30 protein-coding genes and 1 other annotated feature are annotated in these 26734 nt (G+C 33.1%); all 30 genes read left to right on the forward strand.

Annotated elements, in window-relative coordinates:
* Nucleotides 1-111: 111 nt before the first annotated feature.
* The 30 genes from PP176A_RS14290 (at nt 112) to scfA (ending at nt 26681) form a co-directional block, all read left to right on the forward strand.
* Complete coding sequence (locus PP176A_RS14290; RefSeq protein WP_071141148.1) at nt 112-2673, forward strand: ABC transporter permease; 2562 nt, start codon at nt 112-114, stop codon at nt 2671-2673.
* Nucleotides 2674-2697: 24 nt separating this feature from the next.
* Complete coding sequence (locus PP176A_RS14295; protein ID WP_071141149.1) at nt 2698-3390, forward strand: ABC transporter ATP-binding protein; 693 nt, start codon at nt 2698-2700, stop codon at nt 3388-3390.
* 41 nt (nt 3391-3431) lie between these two features.
* Nucleotides 3432-4130 (forward strand): radical SAM protein, encoded by a 699-nt coding sequence (locus PP176A_RS15945; RefSeq protein ID WP_083381984.1) that lies wholly within the window; start codon nt 3432-3434, stop codon nt 4128-4130.
* On the forward strand, nt 4127-4684 hold the full coding sequence (locus tag PP176A_RS15950) for an SPASM domain-containing protein (protein ID WP_083381985.1): 558 nt from the start codon (nt 4127-4129) through the stop codon (nt 4682-4684). Before PP176A_RS15945 ends, PP176A_RS15950 begins: the two co-directional genes overlap by 4 nt.
* Before the next feature lie 29 nt (nt 4685-4713).
* Nucleotides 4714-5739: a S8 family peptidase gene (locus tag PP176A_RS14305; RefSeq protein WP_071141150.1), complete on the forward strand. Its 1026-nt coding sequence runs from the start codon at nt 4714-4716 to the stop codon at nt 5737-5739.
* 35 nt (nt 5740-5774) lie between these two features.
* Nucleotides 5775-7529: an ABC transporter ATP-binding protein gene (locus tag PP176A_RS14310; RefSeq protein ID WP_071141151.1), complete on the forward strand. Its 1755-nt coding sequence runs from the start codon at nt 5775-5777 to the stop codon at nt 7527-7529.
* A gap of 112 nt (nt 7530-7641) precedes the next feature.
* The gene (locus PP176A_RS14315) at nt 7642-7980 is read left to right on the forward strand and encodes a PadR family transcriptional regulator (RefSeq protein WP_071141152.1); all 339 of its coding nucleotides are present in this window, start codon (nt 7642-7644) and stop codon (nt 7978-7980) included.
* Nucleotides 7973-9358, forward strand: coding sequence for an FtsW/RodA/SpoVE family cell cycle protein (locus tag PP176A_RS14320; RefSeq protein ID WP_071141153.1), 1386 nt, complete (start codon nt 7973-7975; stop codon nt 9356-9358). The genes PP176A_RS14315 and PP176A_RS14320 overlap by 8 nt, the downstream gene beginning before the upstream one ends.
* 106 nt (nt 9359-9464) lie before the next feature.
* Nucleotides 9465-9995, forward strand: a complete 531-nt coding sequence (locus PP176A_RS14325; RefSeq protein WP_071141154.1) for an O-acetyl-ADP-ribose deacetylase — start codon at nt 9465-9467, stop codon at nt 9993-9995.
* A gap of 125 nt (nt 9996-10120) precedes the next feature.
* The gene (locus tag PP176A_RS14330; protein WP_071141155.1) at nt 10121-10765 is read left to right on the forward strand and encodes a zinc dependent phospholipase C family protein; all 645 of its coding nucleotides are present in this window, start codon (nt 10121-10123) and stop codon (nt 10763-10765) included.
* A gap of 77 nt (nt 10766-10842) precedes the next feature.
* On the forward strand, nt 10843-11391 hold the full coding sequence (locus tag PP176A_RS14335) for a GNAT family N-acetyltransferase (RefSeq protein WP_071141156.1): 549 nt from the start codon (nt 10843-10845) through the stop codon (nt 11389-11391).
* A gap of 16 nt (nt 11392-11407) precedes the next feature.
* Entirely contained in the window at nt 11408-12445 is a 1038-nt protein-coding gene (locus PP176A_RS14340; RefSeq protein WP_071141157.1) for a ComEC/Rec2 family competence protein, read from the forward strand.
* An 11-nt stretch (nt 12446-12456) separates the two neighbouring features.
* The gene (locus tag PP176A_RS14345) at nt 12457-12678 is read left to right on the forward strand and encodes a DUF3006 domain-containing protein (protein ID WP_071141158.1); all 222 of its coding nucleotides are present in this window, start codon (nt 12457-12459) and stop codon (nt 12676-12678) included.
* A gap of 498 nt (nt 12679-13176) precedes the next feature.
* Nucleotides 13177-13427 (forward strand) — a binding site (T-box leader).
* Nucleotides 13428-13463: 36 nt separating this feature from the next.
* Nucleotides 13464-14441, forward strand: coding sequence for an aspartate--ammonia ligase (gene asnA, locus PP176A_RS14350; RefSeq protein WP_071141159.1), 978 nt, complete (start codon nt 13464-13466; stop codon nt 14439-14441).
* A 52-nt stretch (nt 14442-14493) separates the two neighbouring features.
* Nucleotides 14494-14898 (forward strand): hypothetical protein, encoded by a 405-nt coding sequence (locus PP176A_RS14355; protein WP_071141160.1) that lies wholly within the window; start codon nt 14494-14496, stop codon nt 14896-14898.
* Between the two features lie 458 nt (nt 14899-15356).
* Nucleotides 15357-16088: a hypothetical protein gene (locus PP176A_RS14360; protein WP_071141161.1), complete on the forward strand. Its 732-nt coding sequence runs from the start codon at nt 15357-15359 to the stop codon at nt 16086-16088.
* Nucleotides 16089-16138: 50 nt separating this feature from the next.
* Nucleotides 16139-16774 (forward strand): CBS domain-containing protein, encoded by a 636-nt coding sequence (locus PP176A_RS14365; RefSeq protein ID WP_071141162.1) that lies wholly within the window; start codon nt 16139-16141, stop codon nt 16772-16774.
* Nucleotides 16775-16834: 60 nt separating this feature from the next.
* Entirely contained in the window at nt 16835-17425 is a 591-nt protein-coding gene (locus PP176A_RS14370; RefSeq protein ID WP_071141163.1) for a BofC C-terminal domain-containing protein, read from the forward strand.
* A gap of 186 nt (nt 17426-17611) precedes the next feature.
* Entirely contained in the window at nt 17612-18226 is a 615-nt protein-coding gene (locus PP176A_RS14375; RefSeq protein ID WP_071141164.1) for a hypothetical protein, read from the forward strand.
* Between the two features lie 120 nt (nt 18227-18346).
* Nucleotides 18347-18841: a crossover junction endodeoxyribonuclease RuvC gene (gene ruvC, locus PP176A_RS14380; RefSeq protein WP_071141165.1), complete on the forward strand. Its 495-nt coding sequence runs from the start codon at nt 18347-18349 to the stop codon at nt 18839-18841.
* A gap of 15 nt (nt 18842-18856) precedes the next feature.
* The gene (ruvA, locus tag PP176A_RS14385; RefSeq protein ID WP_071141166.1) at nt 18857-19441 is read left to right on the forward strand and encodes a Holliday junction branch migration protein RuvA; all 585 of its coding nucleotides are present in this window, start codon (nt 18857-18859) and stop codon (nt 19439-19441) included.
* A gap of 18 nt (nt 19442-19459) precedes the next feature.
* The gene (gene ruvB / locus PP176A_RS14390; RefSeq protein ID WP_071141167.1) at nt 19460-20479 is read left to right on the forward strand and encodes a Holliday junction branch migration DNA helicase RuvB; all 1020 of its coding nucleotides are present in this window, start codon (nt 19460-19462) and stop codon (nt 20477-20479) included.
* Nucleotides 20480-20484: 5 nt separating this feature from the next.
* Nucleotides 20485-20694 (forward strand): DUF2905 domain-containing protein, encoded by a 210-nt coding sequence (locus tag PP176A_RS14395; RefSeq protein WP_071141168.1) that lies wholly within the window; start codon nt 20485-20487, stop codon nt 20692-20694.
* Nucleotides 20695-20709: 15 nt separating this feature from the next.
* Nucleotides 20710-22089: a SpoIID/LytB domain-containing protein gene (locus tag PP176A_RS14400; protein WP_071141169.1), complete on the forward strand. Its 1380-nt coding sequence runs from the start codon at nt 20710-20712 to the stop codon at nt 22087-22089.
* A gap of 15 nt (nt 22090-22104) precedes the next feature.
* On the forward strand, nt 22105-23130 hold the full coding sequence (queA, locus tag PP176A_RS14405; RefSeq protein ID WP_071141170.1) for a tRNA preQ1(34) S-adenosylmethionine ribosyltransferase-isomerase QueA: 1026 nt from the start codon (nt 22105-22107) through the stop codon (nt 23128-23130).
* A gap of 13 nt (nt 23131-23143) precedes the next feature.
* Entirely contained in the window at nt 23144-24259 is a 1116-nt protein-coding gene (tgt, locus tag PP176A_RS14410) for a tRNA guanosine(34) transglycosylase Tgt (RefSeq protein ID WP_071141171.1), read from the forward strand.
* A 65-nt stretch (nt 24260-24324) separates the two neighbouring features.
* The gene (yajC, locus tag PP176A_RS16675; protein WP_071141172.1) at nt 24325-24738 is read left to right on the forward strand and encodes a preprotein translocase subunit YajC; all 414 of its coding nucleotides are present in this window, start codon (nt 24325-24327) and stop codon (nt 24736-24738) included.
* A 98-nt stretch (nt 24739-24836) separates the two neighbouring features.
* Entirely contained in the window at nt 24837-25214 is a 378-nt protein-coding gene (locus PP176A_RS14420; protein WP_083381990.1) for a TIGR04086 family membrane protein, read from the forward strand.
* Nucleotides 25215-25689: 475 nt separating this feature from the next.
* Nucleotides 25690-26385, forward strand: coding sequence for a hypothetical protein (locus PP176A_RS14425; RefSeq protein ID WP_071141174.1), 696 nt, complete (start codon nt 25690-25692; stop codon nt 26383-26385).
* Between the two features lie 155 nt (nt 26386-26540).
* On the forward strand, nt 26541-26681 hold the full coding sequence (gene scfA / locus PP176A_RS14430) for a six-cysteine ranthipeptide SCIFF (protein WP_071141175.1): 141 nt from the start codon (nt 26541-26543) through the stop codon (nt 26679-26681).
* The last annotated feature ends 53 nt before the right edge of the window (nt 26682-26734 follow it).

Genomic DNA, 26734 nt, shown 5'->3' on the forward strand with positions numbered 1-26734 from the left:
AATTGGAAGAAAATAAACTCGTTTTTTTAATTAACCTTACAAAACTGTCAAGAAGACCGTAATGGTTTTGTAAGGTTTATCTGATACAATATTTTGTAAGGAGATGATAAGATGAAGGTATACATACATTTGGCATTATCTTATTTAAAAAAGCAGAAGGGGAGAACCGCTGCTCTGATATTGGGTGTTGCTCTGGCAGTTATGCTTGTGTTTGGTTTTAATGTTATATCCGAAAGCCAAAGCAGAAATCAGCTTGCAAATATTTATAAGATGTACGGTACATACCAAGGTATCTTTACTAATTTGAGTAAAGATAAACTGGGACAAATCAAAAATGATAAAGATGTGGCTCAATCTGCAGCAGCCGCTGATTTTGGTAATATTGTTGCCGATAACGGACTTTCAATGATATTGAATTCTTCGGATAAGGATTATATAGGGATGAACGGATATAAACTTGTAAAAGGGCGTCTTCCCGACTCTCAGGGTGAGTTGGTATTGGAAGCTCAGGCTCTTGACAAGATGGGATTAAAAGAAGAACTCGGGAAAACAATAGATTTCAAAATAAAAAAACAGTATACAGACGGAAAGGGAATGAAGCAGGTACATATAGAGAGAAGAAAATTTAAATTAGTAGGTATATTGGATAAACCCAAACAGTATTATGACGGAATTTATTCGTTAAAAGGTTTCACCTATTTTAAAGAAGATGAAGAAAATTTGATTCCGAATAATCTGATAACATATGATGAAATAGTCAAACTGAAATCGAATTCAAATCTGTCGGGAGAATTGAATCAGATAAGAGAAAGGTACGGTATCGGAAGACTGGATTATGAAGTAAACAGCCAGCTTATATCTGCTCTCAATGATCTTGCTTCTCAGAATACAAGCAGTTTTAGAGACAAATTAAATATACTGTTGGTCATTACCGCAGTTTTGCTCATATATAACATGTTCAACATTTCTTTGATAGACATGATAAAACAAATAGGCATGCTCAGAGTTATAGGAGCATCGAAGAAACATACAAGGTTGATAATAGGATTTCAGAGTTTGTTTATTTTAATAGTAGGAATTATTTCGGGATTTTTACTGGGGACCGTATTTTCATACTTCGGAATTAAATTATACAGTTTTATGTCAACTCTGCTGGATGTATCCGAATCATCGATATATATAAGCTCAAACAGTATATGGAAGGCAATAGAGGTAGGGATAATAACAGTTGCGGTATCAAGTATGATTCCGATATGGATGTCCGGGAGAGTATCGCCTATAGAAGCTGTAAGGAAAATGGATAGATCAAAGAAAAACCATCAGAACGGATGGCACCACAGAGTGGGAAAGAAATTGTTTGGACTGACAGGGGAAGTGGCCTATGAAAATGTATGGAGGAATAAGTGGAGAACTCTGATAATAGTGGTATCGGTGGCCATGGCAGGATATTTATTTGTGTACGATATTGCAATTGTTAATAATGCAGAGCTTGATAATGCGACTTCTATTCAGATGTCAAATATGCAGGCAAATGATTTTAAATTATCTTTTGCCGGGAATACGGATTCTGATTTTGTGGGATATACAAAGGAAGATGTAAAAAGGATATCCGATATAGACGGAGTGAAAAATGTGGGCACAAAGGTTACTTTAGAAGGATTTTTGGAATCGGATATAAAGGACCTGCATGATGATTTCGTAAAGTACAACGGTATTACCGGAAAAGATGTAAGTACTCCTATAGAAGTGAAAGGATATGACGAAAAGCGGCTTAAAGGATTTCAGAAATATGTTGAGAAGGGAGATGTATCCTCTTTAAACAATTCCTTAAGTGAATATCCCAATGCTGTAGTGTTTAACTATTATTATGATATATTAAAGAATCATAGTTTGGAGAAGGTCAGGAAGAACTTAAAAATAGGAGATATAATAACGATACAAATTCCCAATATTGAAAATAACAGTTTTAAATATAAAAAGTGTAAAGTAAGAGTAGCTGCCCTTCTGAAATCCGAATGGGTTTTTAAGGGAGACAGTACGAGAGGGAGATATATGGAAGTGATTCTTCCTCAAGAATATCTGATGTCTGTATCTGGAAAAAACATGTATGATCAAGTCAGCGTACAATCAGAGGAGAGAAAGGATATCCATGTATATAATGAAATAAACAAAGTTTTGCAGAATAAGCTGTTTCCATATGTAGAGAGTAAATTAAGCTATATAGAAGAAAGTGAAGAGTCAAGAACAGAAGTATTAAAATCACATATGGTAATAGTAATCCTTATCTTATTTATAGCGGGAATGAATGTATATAATACTATAAAAAATAACGTGTTAATAAGGATAAATGAATTTTCAATAATGAGAGCTATTGGAATGACAGTTAAACAACTCAAAAGCATGATAATAAAAGAAGCGGTTGTATATGGGATATTTGGCAGTATAATAGCAGCTTTTTTGGGAATTTACAGGGTTTATGAAGGCTATGAGAGAGTGAGCAGAGATTACAAAAATGGTTTTGGAGTTATCAATATGCCTCAATTCAAATTTCCCATAATCCCAATACTATTATACAGCGGAATAGTAATAGGCATATGCATATTATCAGCGTATATATCCGCAAGGAAAGTGGGAAAGTTTAATATAGTGGATGGTTTGAATGTGACTGAATAATATAAATTTGATGAGGTGAAAATGATGGATATATTAAAAACCGATAAGCTTACAAAAATATACGGAAGAGAGGAAAATAAAGTAGAGGCTCTAAAGGATGTTTCCATTTCCGTTGAAAAGGGGAGGTTTATTTCCGTAATAGGCCCGAGCGGTTCGGGAAAGAGTACACTGCTTCACTGTATGGCGGGATTGGACACGCCTACGTCGGGTAAAGTGCTTTTAAACGGAGAAAACATATTTGATCTGTCCGACAATAGGCTTTCCGTACTGAGAAGGCGTAATTTCGGATTTGTATTTCAGAGTTTTAATCTGATACCTGTTATAGATATATATGATAATATAACCCTTCCCGTATCTTTGGATAATAAAAGCATAGATAAAGATTATATATCTGAGATAATAGACATTTTGGGATTGAAAGATAAAATAAAAAGATTTCCAAACGAGCTTTCGGGAGGACAGCAGCAGAGAGTGGCAATAGCAAGGGCACTGTCAAATAAGCCGGATGTAATATTTGCAGATGAACCTACAGGGAATCTGGACAGCAAAACAGCGGAGGAAGTAATAAAATTTTTTAGAATCTGCGTAGAAAAGTTGGGAGAAACAATAGTTATGGTAACTCACAATGAAGAGGTGGCATTTACGACGGATATATGTATAACCATGAGAGACGGAAAAATTTTAAGCAAGAGAGATAATGCAGAAAGAAAAAAGTGATGCAGTTATAATATTTGATTAACTGCCAATGGGGGATAGAAATGAAAGATAAATATTTTGCGGATGAGATCTGTGATGTAATATCAAAAGGTAATGAAGTTATATTGAGTAACAGACTAACTGGCAGATGGCTTAAAATTCCGGCAGAATGTTATGAAGCCATAAAATATTCCGTGGAGACTTCAATTCCTATAAATAGAGTTACGGACGTTTTTGAAGATAAAGATGATCAAAATTATTTTAACAGATTGATAAAGAGTATTGATGGTATTGGTTTGCTGATGACCGGCAAGAACAGCAGATTTGAAATAAAATCTGTTCAAAAGGTGGTATTTTCAATAACAAACAGATGCAATTTAAAATGTGAGTATTGTTGTGTAGATTCCGGTAATAGCACGGGGAAAACCGATATATTATCTACCGGCGACGTGAAAATGGCAATTGATAATGTTTTAAAGTTAAATCCGCTGAACCTTGTGATTTCGGGAGGGGAGCCTTTAATAAGGGAAGATTTTTATGATATTTTGGAATATATCAAAGAAGTGTATTCGGGAAAGGTAATTTTATGTACTAATGCAACTTTGATTAAAGAAAAAGATATCAAAAAATTGGCGGAAAATGTTTATGCCGCCGAAATAAGTTTAGACGGATATGATGAAAAAAGCTGCAGCCAAATAAGGGGAAAAGGGATATTTACCAAAGTTATTAACAACGTTAAGTTACTGAAAAAAATGGAATGAAATATATAAGTTTATCAATGGTAGCAGGGAAATTTAACGAGGATTGGGTTGGGCCATTTTTAGAGTTAAACAAAAAACTGGGGACCAGAGCAACCGTCAGAAATTTCAGCAGGTTAGGCAGAGGAGCACATACTTATCATAAATATTTATCGGATGATTTTGCAATGCATTATTATAAGATGAGCGACTTTGATGACATGAGCACATTTCGGACCAATTATTGTTGGGCCGGCAGTTCCCAACTGTTTGTAAATTATGACGGTAATATATATTTGTGTCCTTTGCTGCAGCATGAAGAATTTAAGATATGTCATGTTTTTGATTTAAATGATGATGTCATAAAAAGAATATTGAAAAGAAACTTTCCTGCATTTTCTAATTTTGATAGGATAGAAATCAGGAATGTTTCCTGTTGTAAAAATTGTAAGATAAACATATTTTGTGATGTGTGTCCGGCCAAGGTATATACATTATTAGATAATAGAAATGCATTTGATTATAATTGTAATTTTATGAAAAAAACATTAATGCCTAAAATATGGCGGATATCATAGTTACTTTATTTGATTGAAAGGTGATACATATGAAAAATAAAGTAAAGGCAGTACTGATGGATACGGGAGTTGATAAAAATCACGAATATCTGAAAGATAATATAATAGGAGGAATGTCTTTTAGCTGTGATGATGAATATATAACGGCGGATGATAATTATGAAGACGAGAACGGCCACGGGACTTCCTGTGCCTCCGTTATAAAGAGAGAATTCAAGGATGTGGAAATATTTGCGGTGAAAGTCCTTGATGAAAAGGGAAGGACAAACATACAGATATTAGAAGAAGCCTTAAAGTATTTCTTGGATAAGAATTTCAGGCTTATAAATTTGAGCTTGTCGGTTATAGAAAATGAAGAAGTGGAAGATCTGTACGGAATATGCGGGAAGCTGAAAGAAAAAGGCAAGATAATTGTATGTTCCCTTGCAAACGGATTTGAAAAAAGTTATCCTGCTTCATTTGATAATGTTATAGGTGTTAAGGGTTTTATATTGGAAGATGAAAACTCTTTCTGGTACAGCAAAGATAAAGATATCCAGTGCATCATGGACAATAACCCGTATATGAACTGCAAACCAGGAAATTCTTATGCTCTGTTCGGAAAATGCAACAGTCAGGCAGCAGGAAAACTTACGGGAAAGATTGCCCGTATGTTATCGGAAGAACCGGAAATGACATTTGAATCATTAAATGACAAACTCGAAAGGATGGCTCGCAGAAAAAACTGGACAGAAAAGGATTTGGAAGCAAGCAAAAGGTACCCCGACTTTAAGAAAAATTTATATGACAAAAACAGTCCCATTCTTTTAAAGACAGCGGATGCCGTAAAAGAAGCACTAAAATTAGATAAATCCGATGGTATATACGAATACGGCCTTTTCAGCAGGAAAATCGGATTAACATATGATAACTGCTTTGAAGTATTAAAGAAACTGGAAGGAAAATTTAATATTAAATTTGATTATCCCAATATATCAAGATATGATTTCGTATCAATAGAAACCCTAACGGATCTTGTAGCAAAGACCTTATCATATCAAAAAGATAATATATAATTTCCATTAACATAAATAATGATGGAGATGAAAAAATGAACAAAAGGAAAAACATAAAAAGGTTTTTAAAAATATTGTTAAAAAACAGTAAAGGCATTATGCTTATATACTTTATCATAATGCTCTCCATATCAGTATTGGGCCTTTTTCAGCCTCAGCTGATAAAGAGAATCCTCGACGATGCCATACAGGGGAGCAATATTAAATTACTGATAAAACTTGCAGTATTATACGGTTTAATAAGCCTCATAACAGCCATGCTTAATATAATACTGCAGTATATGTACTCCAAGATGCAGAAGAAAATCTCAATCAATTTGAAGATGAATATCCTAAAACATATATCAAAACTATCGGGGAATTATTTTACAAACATAAAAACCGGGAATATACTCAGCACCATAGAAAACGACATATACACCATAGAAAGTTTCGGAGTTGACGTATTATTCTCATTAATAATAGACATTTTCACAGCCGTCATGGCTTTATTCTTTCTAATAAAAATGGAATCAAGCCTGCTGATTTTAGTTGTATTACTTCAATTCATTCTGATGTTCAGCCAATTCAAATTCAATAAGATCATATCGGAAAGAATAAGTGAAATAAGAAACAAAGCAGGAAACATATCAAACATAATAGAAGAATACATATCGAACATAATGAACGTAGTAATAACAAAATCGATCTTTAAATTTTTTAAAAACTATATAAACAAAGAAAAAAACATCATAAAGAAATTCGTAAAACTTGACGTTATCATTTCATGCAATTCCTCCTGGGGAAGACTTTTAAGCAGCTTAATAACAATATTAATCTACGGATACGGAGGATACAAAATAATAAACAAAGAAATGACCTTCGGTGAACTCATTGCATTTCAGCAATATGTAGGAATGTTCATAGGGCCCTGCATGGAAATAATAAACGCAAACACCAAAATACAGAGATCTTCAGTATCAATAAACCGAGTATTTAATATAACAGACGAACCAATAACCATAAAACAAGACAATAAAGGGAAAAGATGCACCGAAGACTTCAAAGGAAACATCTCATTCAACGAAGTCAGCTTTTCCTATAACAAAGACAATAAAATCTTGGACAAGATAAACCTAAAATTTGAAAATGGAAAAGCGACAGCATTAGTAGGATCAAGCGGCTGCGGAAAAACAACAATAATCAAACTTCTGTACAGACTTTGGGATGCGGACGAAGGAAACATAACAATAGACGGAATACCATTAAAAGAATACAACCTGAAAAGTATAAGAAAAGAGATCTCAATAGTAACCCAAGATCTTTTATTATTCGACGATACAATAATGAATAATTTAACCTTAGAAAAAAATAAAGATAAGAGCTATGTAGAAGATTTATGCAGAAAAGCGGGGATCTATAACTTCATCTCAAATCTTCCCCAAGGATTTGACACAATAGTAGGAGAAAGAGGAGTAAAACTGTCAGGAGGACAGAAACAGAGAATAGCCATAGTCAGAGCCATATTGAACAATTCAAAGATAATAATATTTGACGAAGCCACCTCAGCCTTAGACAGCATATCCCAAAAGAAAATATCCGAAAACATGAAAGAATTCTTAAAAGAGAAGACAGTCATAGAAATAGCCCATAGATTATCCTCAATAAAAGATGCAGATATCATATATGTAATACATAAAGGGAAAGCAGTGGAAAAAGGGAACTTTGAGGAATTGGTAGAAAAGAAGGGATATTATTACAGATTCTTGAAGGAACAAAGTATGGATTCCGATGCAGATTCTATTGCATAAATTTTTATTATTTTTACTTGTGATTCTCTTGACTTATATAACAGTATCTGTTATTCTATATACATAGATACACTATGTATATAGATGTCATATGTATAAGGAGGTAGCGGTATTGAAAGTCGATAAGGAATTGATGAGGGGAAGTACTACGATGATTATTTTAAGCCTGCTTAATGAAGAAGATATGTACGGATACCAAATAATAAGCAAACTTAAAAAACTATCCGACTCTATTTTTAACCTTAAAGAAGGCACTCTGTATCCTATTTTGCACGGCCTTGAAAATAAAGGCTGTATAATTTCCTATTGGGTTGACGGAGAAGCCGGGAGGAGAAGAAAATATTACAGAATAACGGAAGAAGGGCTGAAATTTCTAAAAGGAAAACAGAAGGAATGGAAACTGTATACGGAGGTTGTCAATAAGATTGTGGGGGATTTTTGCTATGAATAAAGAATTGAATAATTTTTTAGATGAAGTATGCGAAAGAATTAAATATAAAAAGATACATAGTGAAATCAGAACCGAGCTTTCGGAACATATTTTAAGTTTGGCGGAAGAGTACAAAAAAGAAGGGCTGACGGAAGACGAGGCCGTAAGGAAAGCCGTTCTGCAGATGGGAAACAGTGAGGAAATAGGCGACAGACTAAATAAGCAGCATAAACCGGAAACGGAATGGTCTCTGCTGTTTTTGGTATCAATCATAGTATCCATAGGCGGTATGATTATGTTTGAATGCAGCAAATATCAGTCAATGAACAGTGTATATTTTGAAAGATATTTGTTTATTGCCCTACTGAGTATTGCTGTAATGCTCGGCGTTTATTTTTATGACTATACAAGACTTAGAAACAGATCCTTTTCTTTATATACAGGGTTATTTATTTTGTTTTTAATTATAAAATTATTTGGTATTACTGTTGCAGGCCGTCCGATTATTAAGGTAGGTTCTTTTTCGGTTTTGCCTGAATTTTTATCTCCTTTCTTTTTAATAGCCTTCGCAGGAATTTTGGATGGATATAAAGGCGGGGGAACTTTTAGCCTTGTAAAGCTGATTATACTTGCTTTTTTGTCTGTCGCATTGATGTTTTTATTTCCCGCTAAGGGTATGGCAGTGCTCCTCTTTTCAGGTTTTTTTGTAATACTTATGACGGGGATTTTAAGAGGAAATTTCGGCGGAAAGGTAAGAAATCAGATGTTGCTGCTGTTCTGCATATTTTCAATGATAATTTTCCTTGTATTGTTATCGCTTCAGCCATATCAATTGGAGAGAATAAAGGTTTTTTTGGATAAAGACAGAGATATTATGGGATCAGGTTATCAACAATATATAGCACGTAAGTGGCTTTCAATGTCCAAATGGTTCGGGAAAACCGGTCTTACCTTTAACGGAAGTCCCCTTGAATCGATTTTGCCCGGGGCAAATACTGATTTTGTTTTCGTAAATATAGTTGCCACTTTTGGAAAGGCTTTGGGGTTAGGTCTTATAATAGCGGTTGCTGCTTTTATTATAAGAATGTTTGCCGTAACAAGAAAAATTAAAAACGACTATGGATTTTATCTGTCCTTATCTTCTTGTGTTATTTTATCGCTGCAGTTTATTCTCAGCATACTTGTAAACCTTAATATGTTTCCTCTGGCATCGGTAAGTATGCCCTTTATTTCTTACGGGGGAACGAATTATATTGTGGACATGATACTTTTAGGCATTATATTGTCTGTATGGAGGAGAAACAATATAGTTAAAAGGACCGGAATAGGGTCAAAGAGTCTGCCATACCGAAAGTTTATATCATATGAGGACGGTAGGATAATCATTAACTTAAAGTGATATTTATTATATGCTGGTTTTTAATGCCGGCATATATTTTTTTTGTAAATTTATAGAGGATTATTTCGATTTATATAGAAATAATAATAAAAAGAGGTGAAGTTTAATGTATAAATACAAGAACACTGTGATTAAATTGTTCCAGGGGGATATTACAAAGGTAAAAGCAGACGGAATAGTGAATGCGGCAAACAATACCCTTCTTGGAGGAGGAGGGGTGGATGGAGCGATACATAGAGCGGGAGGACCGGAAATTCTTGAGCAATGTAAGAGAATAGGAGGATGTCCCACCGGCGAAGCAAGAATAACTACTGCCGGTAAATTGCCGAGCAAATATGTGATCCATACCATAGGACCGATTTACAGAAAAGGAAACTCGAGAGAAGCAGAGCTTCTGCACAATGCATATTTTAATTCTTTAAAATTAGCAAAGGAATATAGTTTAAAATCTGTGGCATTTCCTTCTATATCTACAGGGATTTATTCTTATCCCATAGATAAGGCCTCTGATATAGCCATAAAATCAATCATAGAATTTATTGATAAAGAAGATTTTATTGAAGAAATAATTTTTGTTTTGTTTAATGATAAAGACTTTAGCATATATGAAAATAAGTTGAATAAAATTTTTAGGTAATACCCCTTGTATTAATAAATTCACATTAAGGGATATATTTTAAAAATAGGAAATTGATTAATATTGACTTAGTAAATCATTTATTATACTATTTTATAGTAAGACGATATTGAAAAATAAAGGGAGTGTTTATTATTTTTGCAGATACTCACAGGATTATCGGAAATAATATATATGAAAATGTACTTTCAGTATACGATATAGAATTGGATAAATCTCAGCTTCTTTGGGGGTCGGTACTTCCGGATATTTTACCTCAGTTCAAATTTCACAGACACTACCAAAAAGAGAGTTTGAACTATATAGTTAATGAAATAGTGAAGCTGATATTTTTGTTCAGATATATTGATTTTAATGATGAAATGGTTCCCTTGAAATTACAAATAGTTAGTAAGAAAATAGGAATTATATCTCATTATTTAAGTGATTTTGTTTGTTTTCCTCATGCCAACAGATGGACTTTTAAAAACAGTATGTTTAAGCATATATCTTATGAATCCAAATTAAATAATTATGCTCCAATTCATTTATTCAAAAAAAATGTGATTAATGTAGAAGATGTAGATATTTTTCAATATAAAATAATAAAATTAAGGCCACTGATTAAGGAGTATATTGAAAAAGTCGTAAAAGAATATTCAGAGGATATGAGTTTTGAAAGAGATTTGGATTATTCATTATCTTTAAGCCTAAAAGTGACGAACTTTATATTTGATACCATAAATGCCTATGATGAAAATACTGTAAAACAGTTTGCCTTTGAATTTTAAATCTCCTTATTTTTTGATAGGGAGATTTTTTTATAACCCATTTTTTATATGTAAAAATTAATAATAAGGGGGGAAAGATGGTTATGGAATTGATGTCGGAAAATTTGATTATCAGAAATTCAACATTTAATGATTGTAAAACCTTTGAAGTATGGGAAAAAAAGGATTATGTGAAAGAATTCTTGGCAATTGACGATTCAAGAGATTATGAGGAAATAGTAAGAGAATTTATACTTAGGGAAGATGATTTTACAAATATGCAGTTTACGATAGTTTTTAAAAAAGTTTTAATTCCTATTGGAAGAATCTATATTTCTCACTATGATGAATGTTTAAAGTCTTTGGATATAACAAGGATATACATAGGGGAAGAAGAATATATAGGGAAGGGCTATGGAAAAGAGGCTATGAAAATAATTTTAAGATACGCTTTTGTAAACCTTGAAATGGAAAGAGTGACTCTGGATACGTTTGACGGCAATAAAAGGGCCGATAATTTATATAAGGAATTAGGGTTTGTAAACGAAGGCTGTGCCAGAAATTCCATTAAAAAGAATGGAAAATATTATAATCTTAATCTTAAATCAATGCTTAGAGATGAATATTTTTCAAGATATATAAGATAGTATAAGGAGACTTTATATGAAGAATAAAAAATTAACACTATTATTTGTATTTATTTTATTATTTACATTTATTTTTTCAGGATGTGAGTATAAAGATGAATCTCAAGTTATCTCACCTTCCGGTGAAAACAATTTAGTCGTTCATTTTATTGACATAGGTCAAGGAGACAGTATATTTATACAACTTCCCAATGGACAAACTTCCCTTATAGACGGAGGTTCAAAAATATATGAAGATACTCTATGCGATTATTTAACTAAATTGGGAGTAAAAAAGATAGACTATTTGGTGGCTACTCACCCTCACGAAGATCACATAGGAGGACTTCCAAAGGTAATTAAGCAGTTTGACATTGGGAAAATATATATGCCTGATAAAACATCAAATACTAAGATATTTGAAGAGCTTTTAAATGAAATAAAATCGAAAGGTTTACATATTACGGTAGGTCATGGGGGAGATAAAATAGCCGAAGATGATGAATTTTCATACGACATATTTGCCCCTAATAATGATGATTATGGTGAAATCAATAATTATTCCATAGTTACGAAGATCCAGTTTAAAGGAGTATCTTTTTTATTTACGGGAGATGCGGAAAATATTTCTGAAAAGGAAATGATAGACAAAAATTATGATTTGAAATCGGATATTTTAAAAGTAGGGCATCATGGAGGGAGAACTTCAAGCACTAAAGAATTTCTTGAAGAGGTAATGCCTAAGTATGCCGTTATAAGCGCAGGGAAGGATAATATGTATAATCATCCTCATAAGGAGACTTTGGATAGGCTTAAGGCTATTGGTGCTCAAGTATATAGAACCGACGAGTCGGGAACTGTAATAGTGACTACTGACGGCAGCAATATTAAAATTTCAACCGTAAAGAGCAAATCCGATTCTCAAGATAAGGTATTTATCGGGAACAAAAATACAAAGGTATATCATTCCGAAGATTGCGGAAGTCTTCCAAAAGAGGAAAATCGGGTATATTTTAATACAAAAGAAGAAGCAGAAAAAAGTGGATACAAACCTCATGAAAAATGTATCAAATAGGAGATGAAAGTATGATAGGAATAATCGATAGAATAGAAGAAAATATCGCCATGATAGAAATTGACGGAGAAATGGTTCCTACTGAAATTCATAAGCTTCCCAAAGGAGTAAAAGAAGGGGATGTTTTGGAAGAAAAAAACGGGAAATTCAAGATTCTTCCCAAAAAAACAAAAGAAAGAAAAAAATATATGGATAATTTATTTAAAGAATTAAGCGGACAAAGGGACAAATAACTAAAACCTTAAGAATTATATTCTTGTACAAATATGAATATTTTGGTAAAATAAAGATAAGGTAATCGGAAAAAAGCAGGGTGTGGTGGAAGTAGGGATAACAAACGAAAATAATCACCCTGTTGCCGCAGAGTGATTATAACTAATTAACACTTTAGTGGCAATCGCATTTTTGCGAATCCGATTACCGTATTAATATTATACCATAAATGAATAAAAAGTAAACTTAGAAGTTTTAAAACTCAAAAATTAAATTTTCAAATTCAAATTTCAATTTTTGCCATTTATATGTATGTATTACGATAAATATATATTGACTAACCCGGTGATATATTGGAATATGTGGAAGATTTATAGTGCCGGTGATGAAGTTGAGTCAAGGTATTTTGGGATATTAGGGGTATAGTTTGATTCTTGGGATTACTTGGCAGATAAATTTTTAAAAAAACTGTTGACAAATATTTAATAGTTTAATACAATAAATAGTTAAATAAACTATTTAAAGCGATGATAAGAAGAGTAAACTGTTGCTTAAGGCTATAGAGAATCGGCGGTGGTGGAAATCCGATGCAATAGGGCAGTTGAAGAACATCTTAGAGGATCTAACCCAAATCTCTCGGGAGAAAGTAGACTTAGACGGAATCAGCCCGTTATCAGCTGAACAGTATCGATTGATGATCCGTACTGGATTTAAGTGAGTATTTACTAATTAAGGTGGTACCACGGAAATTAAACCTTCCGTCCTTCTGGACGGAGGGATTTTTTATTTTAAGGAGGAATTTTAAATGGATAAGCTAAATGTATTGGAAACTCAAGTAGCTATTAAAAAACTAAAGGATTTTTTTGAAAAGAGAATTTCAGAAAAATTAAACCTCACAAGAGTATCGGCACCTTTATTTGTCGCACCGGAAACAGGATTGAATGATAATCTAAACGGATATGAAAAAGCCATATCCTTTGAACTACACAATTATCACAAAAGGCTGGAAGTAGTACAGTCTTTAGCAAAGTGGAAGAGGATGGCATTAAAGGTATATGGATTTAAGGCAGGAGAAGGGTTATATACGGATATGAACGCTATAAGGCCTTTTGAAGAATTGGATTATGCTCATTCCGCATATGTGGATCAATGGGATTGGGAGAAAGTTATATCAAAGAAAGATAGAACAGAAGAATTTTTAAAATCAACAGTTGGCGAAATATATGAGGTTTTTAAAGAAACAGAGGCTTTTATAAACGGTTTGTATCCTGGCCTTGAAAAGAAGTTGCCGGAAGATATTTGTTTTATTACCACTCAGGAATTAGAGGACAGGTATCCCGGCAAAACACCAAAGGAAAGAGAAAGTTTAATTTGTAAAGATAAAAAGGCTGTTTTTTTAATGAAAATCGGAGGCAAACTGAAAAGCGGAGAACCTCATGACGGAAGAGCACCGGATTATGATGATTGGGAATTAAACGGAGATATTATATTTTGGAATCCCACATGCGGAGAAGCTCTGGAACTTTCAAGTATGGGAATAAGAGTTGATAAAGATGCCTTGGAGAAAGAATTGAAATTAGCTGATTGTGAAGAAAGAAAAAAACTAAAATATCATAAGATGATTCTGAGCGGAGAACTTCCCGACACGATCGGAGGAGGAATAGGACAGTCGAGAATATGTATGTTTTTCTTGGACAAGAAGCACATAGGAGAAGTTCAATCATCATTTTGGACAGATGAAATAATAGAAGAATGTAGAAAAGAAAAGATTTTTCTGCTATAGTATAATTAGTTTTGTTAATAATATTTATGTAGTAAACTAAGGGGGAACAAAATTGACCAAAAAAATATATTTTTTTTACATTTTAATTGGTATAGGAATTGGAATAATATTTTCAACCTTTATATTTAAACTGAATCCAATAGTTGAGGATAGACAATATTCGGATGATGAAATAATAGAAAAAGCAAAAGAATTGGGTATGGTCTTTGTTAAGGAAAATATTGATGTGAAACCGTCGTCGAAAGAAGAATACAGTTCATTTGTTGTTAAAAATGGGGATACATTGATTGATATATCGAACAACCTGTTTAAAAAAGGCTTTGTCGATGATCCCGATGAATTTACTCAATTTGTTAAAGACAAAGGTTTGGAAAGAAAAATTGCACCTGAAAAGTACGAATTAAAAAAGAACCTTAGTTATACTACTATTTTGAAAATATTAACGGAGAAGGAATAATTATTCTGTTATTGGTAAACCCCATGATTTTTTTAAGATCATGGGGTTTATATCAGCTTATGCTATATCGTATCCTATTTTTTACAACCACGACAGAGGAAAAACAATATAAATATAAAAAAAATAAAAAATATAGAATTATCTTTTTTGGGTTTTCTATGGTGATTATTTCTGCCCTCGGTCATTTTCATATCTCTTCCGTCCATAAGAACACCTCCATAACTTTGGTTAATATATAATTATGATTTACATGAAATAGAGGTTACATATTTAATTTTTATGCAGATATTTGCATTTTTCTACATTTTAAAATTTTATATAACAAAATAAATTTATTTTAGCACAAACAAAAAAATATGTAGTATAATTAACATAAAAGATTTTTAAAACATAAATTACTTTTAATGATGGTTTAATCCTTCACTAATTTGGCAACAATTGTTATGGGAGGGATATTTATGGCTACGGCTAACCCAGAGTTATGTAGAATATATGAAGGGTTAAAATATGATTTTTTGTTTAATAATGATATTAATTCTATACATATCCTCCTTTCTTTATATGACTTAGAAGAAAATATAACTAATATTTGCCCTAAGTATAAATGCATTAAAGAAATAAAGAAAAAGATAAGAAGTTTATTAAGGTATAGAAAGGATAGAGATTTAGTTTCAAACAATATTATTTTATTGATACATGAAGATATCGATAGATTGGAATTATATTTCTATTTGGAGGGTTACAAATACGGCTATTATAATTATAAATGGGTAAATATTTTAGAGAAAAAAGCGTTAGAATCTTATGGGATGGAAAAGTTATATGAAATGAGAATTTTATATCATTATAGGTTTAATTTTGGGGAAATAAGAAAAGTAAAAGAGGGATTTGAAGCAGAAGGAAGAAATATAAACAGAGACGGTGAATTTAAAAAGTTGGTAAATTCTTTCTGTGAAAGGGTTATCAAGTCAAAAATTGTTAATATAAATAAATATATAGATAGACAATTAACTATTGATTATAACCATAAGGTTTTAAATATCAAATCTGACAGCCATAAATTTACACACGAAGAAATAAATAAGGTTTATGGTGTAATTATACGGGGTATATATAAAAATATGAGAAGAGTCTATACAGATGCCAGTTGGTTTGGATTGAACGACAAAGTACTTAGAAGGTATTCATAAGGTATAAAGTTATTGAATACTATTTAATATCATTAAAGGGGGTTTATGATATGTACGTAAAAAATCATATGTTAACAAAGGATAAGCTGACAGTAGTATATCTTGATGAGGATATGAGAAGTGCATTAAAAAAGATTGATGAAGGAGATTTTTTGTCTCTGCCCGTATTTGATCGCAATAATTTTAAAGGTATTTTGATGAAAGAAGCAATATACAGGTATTATTATGATTCCGATTTTTGTGGTAATAAATCTAAATTTCTTGATGATGTTAAGGTAAAGGATATATACAGTATAAATTTTAAATCCATAAGGGAAAATGAACCTATAGAAGATGCTTCCTATTTGTTAAATGAACTGAGAACACCTTTTCTGCCGGTATTTGATGCCAGAAATAATTTCGTAGGCATACTTACCCATAAAGCTATTTTTGATGCTTTTTCAGAAATGTTCGGACTGGGAGAAGGAACGAGAATTACGGTAAATTTGCTTGATGTTCCCGGCCAATTAGCAAAACTTACAGAAATTATAAGGAAAGAAAATGTGAATATTCTCAATATCGCCGTAATGGATGCTAAAATTATGGATGTATATAAAGTAGTTATAAGAATAAATACTAAAGATGTTGAAAATATTATAGAAAAAATTGAAAAATCAGGGTTCAAAGTTGAAGATGTAAGCAAATAGTGTATAAAGATTTTTAAAATGGGAAAAATATTCCTCTAGATAGTAATGGAGGGATATTTTATGAAAAAAAGTAATATCATAATAATATTTTTGATCTGTACGGTACTTTTTATTATAAGCTTTGGATATGGATATTATTTTATTGATAAAAGAGTATCGGAAAAGCCTAATACTGATAATGATCTTGTAGCTTCAGATGATGAGAAAGGTGATTTGGAAATAATTAAGGAAGAAGAGCGAATTTCTCCTAATACTTTTATTGAAACCCAAACTAAATATACTGAGTGCGGCCATACTATTACTAATGTTTCTCAGGCTCAAGATGAATTTATTAATATGATAGAATCTGAATTTAGAGAATATATGAAGGATAATTATCCTAATACTAAAATAGTATCATTTTCTGCTAAGAAAATAGTTCTTCAGAAAGTAAAGAATTATCTTTGCCCTAATCATTATGTAGTGGGTGAATATCAAGGAAATATTGCTATATTTAAGATAGATGAAAACGGAGAAAGAGTTTTAGAAAAGCTGTTTAATGATTATCCCATATCACTCCTTAATGATGTAGATCAAGAAAAATTAAAAAAAGGAATAGTTGTTGATAATGAGGAAGAATTGTCCAACGTTTTGGAAAACTTTATAAGTTAGATTGACGAGGAACCGATAAATTGTCTATTGGTTCCTTTTTCATAATATTCAACAACAGAAAAGAAAGGGAAAAATAATAACAGGGGAGAACTTGACAAAAAAATTAAATTACCTTAATATAATAGCATAGTCATGTGTCAAGACAGATGACTATGCATAAATAATTTATAGAAAGGGTAATTTAAAATGAATAGAAATAATAAACTTTATAAAATGTTAATTTCAGCTTTATTATGTTCAATCGGCATCATCATTCCGGTATTTTCTCCTGTAAGAATTGTGTTGGAACCTGCTTCTTTTACATTGGCAAGTCACGTGGCAATTTTTATCGCAATGTTTATTTCACCGTCTACGGCAGCTTTTGTGGCAGTCGGAACAACAATCGGATTCTTGATTAGCGGATTTCCAATTGTTGTAGTAATGCGTGCGGCGACTCATGTTATTTTTGCCGTTGTAGGAGCGATTATAATAAATAAACATCCTAATATAATTAAATCTTTTAAGTCGGCCTTACCGTTTTCCTTTGGAATTGGTTTGCTGCACGGCCTTTGTGAAGTGCTTGTGGTAATACCATTTTATTTCAGCAACAGCATGAGCGGCGGTTACTATGCTCAGGGATTTGTTAAGTCGGTTATTTTGCTGGTCGGGGTTGGTTCCGTGATTCATAGCATGGTTGATTTTTATATTTCTCAGGTTATTTGGAAATATGTTGCTAAAACAATAAAGATTCCTAAATATACAAGTAAGAAAGACGTCGTGGCAGCCAATATTGATAATAATGAAAAGAAGTCAAATATTTAGAAAATCTTTTTATACGGAATATACAAAAACTAAGCTGGTTTTAATGCCAACTTAGTTTTTTATATAGTTTTTTTGAAAAAGTATGTTAAAATAGAATAAAAGATATAAAGGAAGATGTAAATGATTATAATAGGAATAGATCCGGGAATTGCAATTGTCGGATATGGAGTTGTTAAATTAACCGGAAACAAATTTGAAGTATTGGATTATGGCGCTATAACAACGGAGTCAAAAATGGCTTTTCCAAACAGATTGAAGATTATATATAATAAGATGACGGAAATTATTGATAAATATAGTCCTACTGATTTGGCAATGGAAGAATTGTTTTTTAACAAAAATGTTAAAACGGCTATTAAGGTAGGACAGGCAAGGGGCGTTGAGATACTTGCCGCTGTTAATAAAGGAGTGGAAATATACGAATATACTCCGCTGCAAATTAAACAGGCTGTTGTTGGATATGGAAGAGCGGACAAAAATCAGGTTCAGGAAATGGTTAAGATGTTATTGAATTTAAAGGAAATACCCAAGCCCGATGATGTGGCGGATGCCCTGGCAGTTGCTCTTTGTCATGGGAATTCGTTAAAATTTAAAGAAATGTTTAGAATGAAATGATGGGAGTTGTATTAGTTGTTTGAGTATATTAAAGGCTGTGTGACTTTTTTGGGAGAGGATTATTTAGTGTTGGAAAATAAGGGGATAGGATATAGAATATATACGTCGAAGAATTCTATAGCTAAAGTCAGTAATACAAAAGATGAAATTAAAGTCTTTACATATTTAAATTTGAGGGAAGACGGAATATATCTTTATGGATTTTACGATTATGAAGAACTGAATATGTTTAAAATGCTGTTACTGGTATCTAAAATCGGACCTAAAATGGCTCTGGGGCTGCTTTCTTCATTGACTGTCAATGATATAAAATCCGCTATATTCAATAATAATCCGGACTTATTGTCGAGAGCCCCGGGGATAGGTAAAAAGACGGCGGGAAGAATTATACTGGAATTAAAGGACAGAATAGACAGTATAAGCATAGATGAAGTCAAAATTGGCGGAGAAAACCGAAATATTGACGATGCAGTTTCCGCCCTTCTTTCTTTAGGATATACGAGAAATGAAATTAACAATGTTTTTTCTCAAATGGAACTTGGAAATTTAAAAACCGAGGACATAATAAAGCTATCAATTAAAAAACTTTTAAAAAATTAAAGAAAGGTAATTGATATTATGCAGGATAATGATAACAGAATAGTTGCGCCTTCTTTTAAAATTGAAGAAGATGAAAAAGAGACGGCTTTGAGACCTAAATGGATAGAAGAATATATAGGGCAGGATAAGGTTAAGAATAAGCTGAAGATATTTATACAGGCAGCTAAAGAAAGGAAGGAACCTTTGGATCATTCCCTTATTTATGGCCCTCCGGGACTTGGAAAAACAACTTTGGCTAATATAATAGCTAATGAAATGGGAGTAAATATCAGAGTAACTTCGGGGCCTGCCATTGAAAGGCCTGGGGATTTGGCAAGTATACTTACAAATTTGGGGGAAGACGATGTATTGTTTATAGATGAGATACATCGATTAAACAGGAGCGTTGAGGAGATATTATATCCTGCCATGGAAGACTTTGCTCTGGATATAATTATTGGAAAGGGGCCCAGTGCGAAATCCATAAGGCTTGATCTTTCGAGGTTTACACTAATCGGAGCAACTACGAGGATAGGACTTTTGACTTCTCCTCTCAGGGACAGGTTTGGGGTAATACTGAATCTGGAATTATACGATGAGGAAAGTTTAAAAAAAATAGTTAAAAGGTCTTCCAAAGTATTGAATATAAAAATAGATGACGAGGGAGCTTTGGAAATTGCCCAGAGATCCAGAGGGACTCCCAGAGTTGCAAATCGAATTTTGAAGAGAGTAAGAGATTATGCCCAAGTTGTGGAAAACGGAGTAATTACAAAAGAGGTCGCCGAAAATGCACTAAAGATGATGGAAATCGATAAATTAGGGCTTGACAGTACTGATAAAAAAATGATATTAACTATAGTAGAAAATTTTAACGGAGGGCCTGTAGGATTAGATACTCTTGCTGCGGCAACGGGAGAAGAAAAAGAAACCATTGAAGATGTTTATGAACCTTATTTGATTCAAATCGGATTCTTAAACAGGACCCCCAGGGGAAGAGTACTGACAAGAAAAGCTTATAACTATTTTAATTTACCTTATCCTGAAGAAGAATTGGAGTGATTATTATGCCGTATATGGGTAAAACTTTGATTATTATGGGATTGGTATTATTAATTATCGGAGGGATATTAATGCTGGGAGGGAAAATCGGGCTCGGAAAACTTCCGGGGGATATTTTTATTAAAAGGGGGAATTTCACGTTTTTCTTTCCGATAGTTTCATCAATAATTATTAGTTTGATACTTACAATATTATTTAACTTATTTAGAAAATAGAAAGGAAATGAACTTATGATGAAAAAAATATTTTTTGTTTTGCTGATATCGTTGTTTGCTGTTTCGATATTACCTAAATTTGCATTTGCATCAGATGGACAAGTTGAATATGTAGAGGTAAGGATAACATCTTCCTTAAAATCGTCTCAGAAAATAAAGCTGTCAAGCAGCGGGGGATTTTTGACAGGAGATTTTGAAGAATCAACCCCCAAAACCGAGTTTATAGATAAGGACGAAATATACATAGTGCCTGGAGAATCAGAGAAAATAAATATCCTGGATAAAGACGGCAATATTTTAATGACCATGGATTCTAAAGAGAAAATATATTTTTCTTCGGAAGATATGAATAATTCAGTATTAAAGGTAGAAAATAACAGATACAGAGGTTATATCCGTTTTCAGAGAAAAGGAAACAACCTTATTGTGATAAACAGAGTTACTCTTAATGATTATTTATACGGTGTTGTTCCAAGGGAGATGCCGTCTTCATTTCCTTTTGAAGCGTTGAAAGCTCAGGCTGTAGCAGCAAGAAACTTTGCTTTAAAAAATATTGGGAAATATTCTTCCGAGGGATATAATCTATCCGATACTACTGATTGTCAGGTTTATGGCGGAATGGATGCCGAAACGGAAATAACAAATAAAGCCGTTGATGAAACCAAAGGAATTATTGCCGAATATAACGGAGAATTGATAGATGCAGTATATTGTTCAAACAGCGGAGGGATAACCGAGGAAAGCGGAAGTGCTTGGGCGGTTGATGAACCTTATTTGAAATCCATAGAAGATTCTTTTTCAACGGATTCTCCCAATAGCGTATGGACTGCGGTTTTTTCGGAAAGTGAGCTTAAAGAAAAATTGAAGACAAAAGGAATAAACGTAGGAGATATAAATAATCTGGAAGTGTTGGAAACATCTTCATCGGGAAGGGTACTAAAGCTAAAAATTGTGGGAAGTGCCGGAGAATATGTTTTGGAGAAGGATAAAATAAGACAGGTACTTGGGTTGAATGATATAAAAAGTACCCTTTTTACCATAGCTAAATCTAACGGTTTCGGAGAAGGAACAAAGGAAGTTTATGCAGTGGACGGAACCATGGATAATCCCAAAACGGTAAATTTAAATGATGCTAATGTTATTAACGGAGACAGTAAAAAAACTGTGAGCAGAGGAATGGTAAAAAGAGTTGTAACTTCCGCAGGGGATAAAGAAATATCAGAGCCGGAGGAAAAGAATAGCGGCGGTGATTTTGTAATTGAAGGGAAAGGTTATGGTCATGGTGTTGGAATGAGCCAATGGGGAGCAAAAAAAATGGCGGAGGAAGGATATAAATTTGAGGAAATCCTAAAATATTATTATAATGGAGTAGACGTAGTGAAGGAAGATATGTAGCGAGGGATGATATAATTGAAAAGAAAAGATTTTGATTATTATTTGCCGGAAGAACTGATTGCACAAACTCCTTTAGAGGACAGAGAAGAGTCGAGACTTATGGTACTTGACAGAAAATCGGGCAGTATTGAACACAGACATTTTAAGGATATTGTTGACTACCTAAATGAGGGGGATTCTTTGGTTCTAAATGACACACGAGTGATTCCTGCAAGACTTTTCGGAAACCGAGAAGGAAAAGAAGAAATCATAGAAATACTTCTTTTAAGAAGGGTTAAAGGAAATGTATGGGAAACTTTAGTGAGACCCGGCAAAAAGGTTAAACCTGATGTTAAATTGGTCTTTGGCGGAGGAATGTTGAAGGGAAATGTTATAAGTATTGGTGAAGAAGGAATAAGACTGATTGAATTTGAATATGAAGGAATATTTGAGGAAATATTGAATAGTTTGGGAGAAATGCCTCTCCCTCCATATATAAAGAAAAAGCTCAAGGACAAAGAAAGATATCAAACGGTTTATTCTAAAAATTTGGGTTCTGCGGCAGCTCCCACAGCGGGTCTTCATTTTACCAAGGAATTATTAAAAAGAATCCGAGATAAGGGAGTCAATACGGTTTTTATAACTCTTCATGTAGGGTTAGGAACATTCAGGCCGGTGAAAGAAGATGAAATAGAAGAACATCATATGCACTCCGAGTATTTTCAAGTATCTGAGGATGCCGCAAGGATTATCAATAAGACAAAGGATGAAGGGAAAAGAATAATAAGCGTCGGTACTACATCTACCAGAACTCTTGAATCCATCGGAGATTCTTCCGGCAGGGTAAGTCCTGCAAGTGGCTGGACGGATATATTTATATACCCGGGGTATAAATTTAAAGTGATTGACGGACTTATAACTAATTTTCATTTGCCTGAGTCGACTTTGATTATGCTTGTAAGTGCGTTTTACAGCAGAGAAAAGATATTGGAGGCTTATAAGACAGCTGTCGACGAAAAATATAGATTTTTCAGTTTCGGGGATGCGATGTTTATTAAATAGAAGGAGATACATAATGGCTGCAAAATTTGAAGTTATAAAAGAGTCTCAAGAGTGCAAGGCAAGGCTGGGGAAATTATATACACCTCACGGTATAGTTGAAACCCCTGTTTTTATGCCTGTAGGAACTCAGGCTACGGTAAAAGCTATGACTCCAGAAGAAGTAAAAGCTTTGGGAGCGCAGATAATATTGGCAAATACTTATCATTTATATCTCAGGCCGGGTCATGAGCTTATAAAGGAAGCAGGAGGAATTCATAAGTTTATGAATTGGAACGGTCCTATTCTTACCGACAGCGGGGGATTTCAGGTATTTAGTTTGGGAGATTTGAGAAAGATAACTGAAGAAGGTGTAGAATTCAGATCATATATTGACGGTTCGAAACATTTTTTAAGGCCCGAAGATTCTATAGAGATTCAAAACTGTTTGGGATCGGATATAATTATGGCTTTTGATGAATGTACTCCGTACCCGAGTACATGGGAATATACAAAGGAATCCATGGAAAGAACGGGAAGATGGGCCGAAAGATGTAAAGAGTATCACGAGGATTGGGATAAGCAATCTTTGTTTGGTATTGTTCAAGGAGGAATGTATAAAGATCTCAGAGAAAAAAGCGCCGAACAGATCACTTCTTTGAATTTACCGGGCTATGCAATAGGAGGGCTAAGTGTGGGGGAGCCTAAGGAACTTATGTATGATATATTGGAATTTACAACTCTCCTTCTTCCTGAGAATAAGCCCAGATATCTGATGGGAGTGGGAAGTCCGGATTATCTCTTTGAATCTGTTATCAGAGGAGTAGATATGGCCGACTGTGTGCTTCCTACCAGAATCGGAAGAAACGGCACGGTACTTACAAGCAGAGGGAAAATAATAATAAAAAACGGAATATATAAAAGAGATTTTGGAAAATTAGATGAGGAATGTGATTGTTATACATGTACTCATTATTCAAGGGCTTATATCAGACATCTTTTTAATGTCCATGAAATTCTGGGTGCAAGGCTGACTACTATTCATAATCTGTATTTTTTATTAAAACTTATGGAAAATATAAGAGAAGCTATTAAACAGGACAGACTTTTGGAATACAGAGATGAATTTTATAAAAAATTTGGATATGTTTAATAATAAAAGAAGGAATTCAATAGTTTTTATTGAATATAAAATATATTATTAAGGAGGGATGAATCTTGCAAGGTAGCGGTAACTTTGGAGCATTAATAATACCTATAGCTTTCTTAGCAATTTTTTATTTCATTGCTATCAGGCCTCAGCAGAAAAAGGAAAAAGAAATCAGAAAGATGAGAGAAGAATTAAATGCAGGTGATGAGATAATTACCATTGGAGGGATCTACGGTAAAGTTGTTAAGGTTAAGGAAGATCTTGTTGTAATTGAGCTAAGCTCAGGAAAAGTTAGACTTGAAGTGGCTAAATGGGCAATTGGTAGCGTTACAAAGAAGAAAGAAACAAAGAAGAATGAAAAGAAAGAAGAAGGGAAAGAAAAAGCTGTTGAAAAAGATAGCAAGAATGATAACGTAAAAGAAGAGAATTCCGAAGATTTATCAGAAAATGATAAAAAAGATGATAACGAATATAAAAAATAATTTAAAGCTTCCTTGTATAAAGGAAGTTTTTTATGTGTATGGAGTAATAAATTCTCCTCCGTTTAAATAGAATTGAGTAGGGATAAGGAGGTGGAATTTTGAATAAAAAAATATTAAACGTATCGATTAACATTTTAAAAGGTTTACTTGTTTGTTATATTGTCACCATAGTATTTATTTTAATTTTTTCAGCATTACTTACATATACAAAAGTTAAAGAAAACAGCATTCCAATGTTAAATACAATAACCATGATCTCAAGTATAAGCTTGGGAGCAATATATTCAACTATAAAAATCAAAGAGAAAGGATGGCTCCATGGAGGAATTGTGGGGATATTGTATTACGTTGTTTTACTGATATTAAATTATACTTTTGCGAAGCCTTTTACAATGGATATATATTCCATGTCTAAACTTTTAATTTCCTTGGGAGCGGGAGTAATAGGAGGAATGATCGGGATAAATTTAAAATAATCTTTTGCGTGTTTTTTGGGTGACGCAGGGACGGTTCGGGACTACTGATAAAGTCGTTATTTTTAAAAATTACTCAGTAAAAATGCGGATTTGGGGATACAAAAAATTAAAAAATTGGACTTTTTCACCGGTCCCGGACGGTTCTTACGGTTGACAGCAAACCGAAAACCAAGAGAACCGTCAGGCTGCGTAAAAATCACTAAGTAAAACCTAAAGCCCTTTTTATTGTTCCAAAAGGATGCTCTAATATTATTTGCCGTAGTTTGCGGAGCCCATTATTTTCTTTGTGTTATTTTACCTATAATCATATATGTCCCCATATGGACCTCTTCTTACTATACGGACATTTTTTTGCTGTACATTTATCCTTATCCTCCTTATATAAATAAATAGTATAAAATGTTATAATATAAATAATAAAAGATATTTTACATCAATGGCAGTAAAATAAATTAAAATGAATTCGGAGGAAACTATGGGATATTTTTCTGTAAAAAAGAAAAGAAATTTTAAAGACAAATTAGGGATGTTACTTTTTCTTATTTTGATTGTGTGTGTAATCTATGTTATTGTCAGGATAATCGTTTCTCCGTCAGAGTCCGAAAGTTCAAAAGAGTATGTAAAAGTCAGAAGTGATTACGTATTAATGCTTCTGCAGTGTATTTTAGGATTAATTGTCATGTTTATTCCTTCAGTCATAGAAAGAAAAAAATCGATAGATATACCCGACAGTATGGAAATACTATATTTTATATTTTTGTTTTTAGCGATAGTATTGGGAGAGGTAAGGGATTTTTACTATATAATACCTTATTGGGATATTATACTTCATGCATTCAGTGCCGGAATGCTTGCCTCACTGGGATTTGTTCTAATAGGGATAATCAAGAAAACAGGGCATTTAAAATATTATCTAAGTCCTTTCTATATTGCATTATTTTCATTTTGTTTTGCATTAACAATGGGTGTTATATGGGAAATTTATGAGTATTCCGCCGATGGTCTATTATCTCTTAATATGCAAAAATATGCGTTGGCTGATGGTACAAGGCTTGTAGGGCGAAAAGCTCTTTCCGATACAATGGAAGACCTTATAGTAGATGCTCTAAGTGCTTTGGTTATTACAATATTAGGATATTACCAGTTAAAGAAAGAAGAAAATATGGATTGAAAAAACAAGCCATGAGAACCGCCCCTGTGGCTTTTATGCGCAGTCTGACGTCCCTATGGTTTAAAAATACAACTTTTAAAATAGTCTTTAACTGTAGCCGAATATATGATATAATCAAAAAAGTATTAATGATAGTTCAAGGAGGTTAATATAATATGAAACATATAAAAACAATAGGCTCAAGAAATTTGAAAGAAACCTTGTCCAAGGGCGGATGTGGAGAATGCCAGACTTCATGCCAGTCGGCATGTAAGACTTCCTGTACAGTTGGAAATCAGAAGTGTGAAAGAAAGTAAATTAAAAGGTGGTGGATTTTCCACTGCTTTTTAATTTATTTTAACGGAGGAGG

The organism is Sporanaerobacter sp. PP17-6a (genome assembly GCF_900095615.1).
GTDB lineage: Bacteria > Bacillota > Clostridia > Tissierellales > Acidilutibacteraceae > Acidilutibacter > Acidilutibacter cellobiosedens.